This is a genomic window from Streptomyces sp. WAC05292, from assembly GCF_003949955.1.
GTDB classification, from domain to species: domain Bacteria; phylum Actinomycetota; class Actinomycetes; order Streptomycetales; family Streptomycetaceae; genus Streptomyces; species Streptomyces globosus.
This window is the reverse complement of sequence record NZ_RPSE01000575.1, coordinates 1-2,881: the sequence shown is the minus strand read 5'-3', so window position 1 is coordinate 2,881 and position 2,881 is coordinate 1. Positions and strand designations below refer to the sequence as shown.

The window sequence follows — 2,881 nt, the reverse complement described above, 5'->3', positions numbered from 1 at the left end:
GGACACCGGGGGTGACGTGCGAGAACGGCGAGCAGCCGGGCCGGTGCCCCGGATCCGCGCACACGGCGTGCGGGGGCCCGTGAGGGGCGGGTGTGGCTGTGACGGGTGCGGCGACGGTGGCCGGCGAGACGGCGGAGGTGTGCGGCTCACCGGGGCGCACGCACAGCAGCAACGCTCCGAGCAGCACCGACAGGGCCACCGCGAACACGGCACGCCGGGGCGGGCGGCCCGCGCCGCGCCCCTCCCGTATGTGCTCCCAGCCCCCCATGGCGGCAGATGGTAGTGGCCGGGACGGCCCCGCGGTCAGTGCAGGGGTGCCGCGAGGTTTCGATGGTGCGTAATGTGGCGGAAACCGCGGCTGGCGATACTGGGTCCGCCCGCCCCCGCGCCCACCCCTGACGGCGGTGGTGCACAGGCCGTCTGAACTGCGAGGATGAAGGCATGGACAAGCAGCAGGAATTCGTCCTCCGGACGCTCGAGGAGCGCGACATCCGCTTCGTGCGCCTGTGGTTCACCGACGTGCTGGGCTTCCTCAAGTCCGTCGCGGTGGCGCCGGCCGAGCTGGAGCAGGCCTTCGACGAGGGCATCGGCTTCGACGGCTCGGCGATCGAGGGCTTCGCGCGGGTCTACGAATCCGACATGATCGCCAAGCCGGACCCGGGCACCTTCCAGATACTGCCGTGGCGCGCGGAGGCCCCCGGGACGGCCCGGATGTTCTGCGACATCCTCATGCCGGACGGCTCCCCGTCGTTCGCGGACCCCCGCTTCGTCCTCAAGCGGATCCTCGCCAAGACCTCCGACCTGGGCTTCACCTTCTACACCCACCCGGAGATCGAGTTCTTCCTGCTGAAGGACAAGCCGCTGGACGGCTCCCGGCCCGTGCCCGCGGACAACTCCGGCTACTTCGACCACACCCCGCAGAACGTCGGCATGGACTTCCGCCGGCAGGCGATCACCATGCTCGAATCGATGGGCATCTCGGTGGAGTTCAGCCACCACGAGGGCGCCCCCGGCCAGCAGGAGATCGACCTGCGCTACGCCGACGCGCTGTCCACCGCCGACAACATCATGACGTTCCGCCTGGTCATGAAGCAGGTCGCGCTGGAGCAGGGCGTGCAGGCCACCTTCATGCCGAAGCCGTTCTCGGAGTACCCCGGCTCCGGCATGCACACCCACCTGTCCCTCTTCGAGGGCGACCGCAACGCCTTCTACGAATCCGGCGCCGAGTACCAGCTCTCGAAGGTCGGCCGCTCCTTCATCGCGGGCCTGCTCCGGCACGCGGCGGAGACCTCGGCGGTCACGAACCAGTGGGTGAACTCGTACAAGCGCATCTGGGGCGGCTCCACCCGCACGGCCGGCTCCGGCGGCGAGGCCCCCTCGTACATCTGCTGGGGGCACAACAACCGCTCGGCGCTGATCCGCGTCCCGATGTACAAGCCGGGCAAGATGGGCTCCTCCCGCATCGAGGTCCGCTCCATCGACTCGGGCGCCAACCCGTACCTGACGTACGCGGTCCTGCTGGCGGCGGGCCTGAAGGGCATCGAGGAGGGCTACGAACTCCCGGCCGGCGCCGACGACGACGTCTGGGCCCTGTCCGACTCGGAACGCCGCGCGATGGGCATCGAACCGCTCCCGCAGAACCTGGGCGAGGCGATCTCCCTGATGGAACGCAGCGAACTGGTCGCCGAAACCCTGGGCGAGCACGTCTTCGACTTCTTCCTGCGCAACAAGAAGCAGGAGTGGGAGGAATACCGCTCGGAGGTCACGGCCTTCGAACTCCGCAAGAACCTCCCGGTGCTGTAAGCGACCGCAGAGGTGGGGGCGGTGGCAGGGCTGCCGCCGCCCCCACTGGTCCGTCAGCCCGGAGGGGCGGCAGGATGCCGTTCAAGCCCTTCCGGAGCCGGCCCGCGCTGGTGGTCCCAGCAGCGGCGGGCCGTCCTGACCTTCTAGTACGACAGGTCCTTCTGCTCGGTGATCAGGCGGCCGGCGATGTGCAGGTTGCCGTCGGAGTCGAGTACCGCGATGATCTTCTTCGTCGAACCGTGGTGGGTCGTGAAGTAGATCTTGTCCGCCTCCTGGGAGGTGGAGTGGTTCGTGTTCACCGACAGCTCGATGCTCACCGGCGAGCTGATGAGAACGTCCTTCTTGGGCGAGTTCGGGTAGATCTGGTTCTGCCGCAGCTTGATGCGGCCGTGGGTGTCGCCCTCGTCCCAGTCCGACGCCGGTCCGAGATCAATTTCGGCCATGTGGCTTCCCCTCCAGTTCGGGCGGACCGCGACTCCGCTCGCAGGCTGCTCCGGCCACGTCGCTCCCGTGTCCGCAGCCTTGCCGGGACGCGCCCGCTCCCCCAGTGAAAGAACCTTCAGGCTCGGGTATGCCGCAAGGCCTCCCGAACCAGTTCGAGAACCTACACGGTGCATTCGCCCGATGAGAGCAAATGTCATAGATGGCTATAAAAAGACCAAAAGCATCTTCAGTTGTCTGAATAATTGCGCACACGGGGTGAGGGGGGAAGTGTCTGTCCGGCCGCTTCCTGACGGCAAATCAGCCCTTCCGGGCCGGGGTGCCCGGGGAGAACGTCGCGTACAGCCGGGCGTCCAGACCCATGACCGCCAGGTTGACCGTGGTGCCGTCGGCCGTGGTGGCGGCCGAGGGGTCGCCCACGAAGAGGAGGGGGAGCGTTCCCGGGTGTGGCCCTCGGGCGCTGGGCGGACAATGACGGCATGACGGTGACGAGTTGGGTCGACGACTGACAGATCCAGTGCTGTGGGGGAGAGCTTCGGCCGGGGGACGGCGTTTCCTGGACGCTGCTGGAGGCCGATCCGGAGGACTACGCCGACCTCGTCGGCCGTGAACGGGCGGACGCGATCGGCTTCCGCGA

The 2,881-nt window shown here is 68.2% G+C and carries 3 protein-coding genes and 1 pseudogene; 2 read left to right on the top strand and 2 right to left on the bottom strand.

All coding sequences use genetic code 11. The features are described from left to right. Nucleotides 1-268, bottom strand: a pseudogene (locus EF903_RS34870) (hypothetical protein); the annotation flags it as partial. Between the two features lie 173 nt (nucleotides 269-441). Between EF903_RS34870 and EF903_RS31165 the strand changes: the two are divergent. Then, nucleotides 442-1,803, top strand: coding sequence for a glutamine synthetase family protein (locus EF903_RS31165; RefSeq protein WP_114057339.1), 1,362 nt, complete (start codon nucleotides 442-444; stop codon nucleotides 1,801-1,803). A 143-nt stretch (nucleotides 1,804-1,946) separates the two neighbouring features. On the opposite strand, the gene EF903_RS31160 is transcribed toward EF903_RS31165, so the two are convergent. Then, entirely contained in the window at nucleotides 1,947-2,246 is a 300-nt protein-coding gene (locus EF903_RS31160; protein ID WP_125548329.1) for a DUF6342 family protein, read from the bottom strand. 510 nt (nucleotides 2,247-2,756) lie between these two features. On the opposite strand from EF903_RS31160, the gene EF903_RS36185 reads away from it, so the two are divergent. Then, the coding region (locus tag EF903_RS36185; RefSeq protein WP_399422093.1) for a DUF6578 domain-containing protein at nucleotides 2,757-2,881 on the top strand (125 nt) is incomplete at its 3' end.

Excerpts from the sequence above, each read along its gene's own strand:
- EF903_RS31160 (WP_125548329.1), bottom strand. The coding sequence starts at position 2,246 with ATGGCCGAAATTGATCTCGGACCGGCGTCGGACTGGGACGAGGGCGAC.
- EF903_RS31165 (WP_114057339.1), top strand. The coding sequence starts at position 442 with ATGGACAAGCAGCAGGAATTCGTCCTCCGGACGCTCGAGGAGCGCGAC.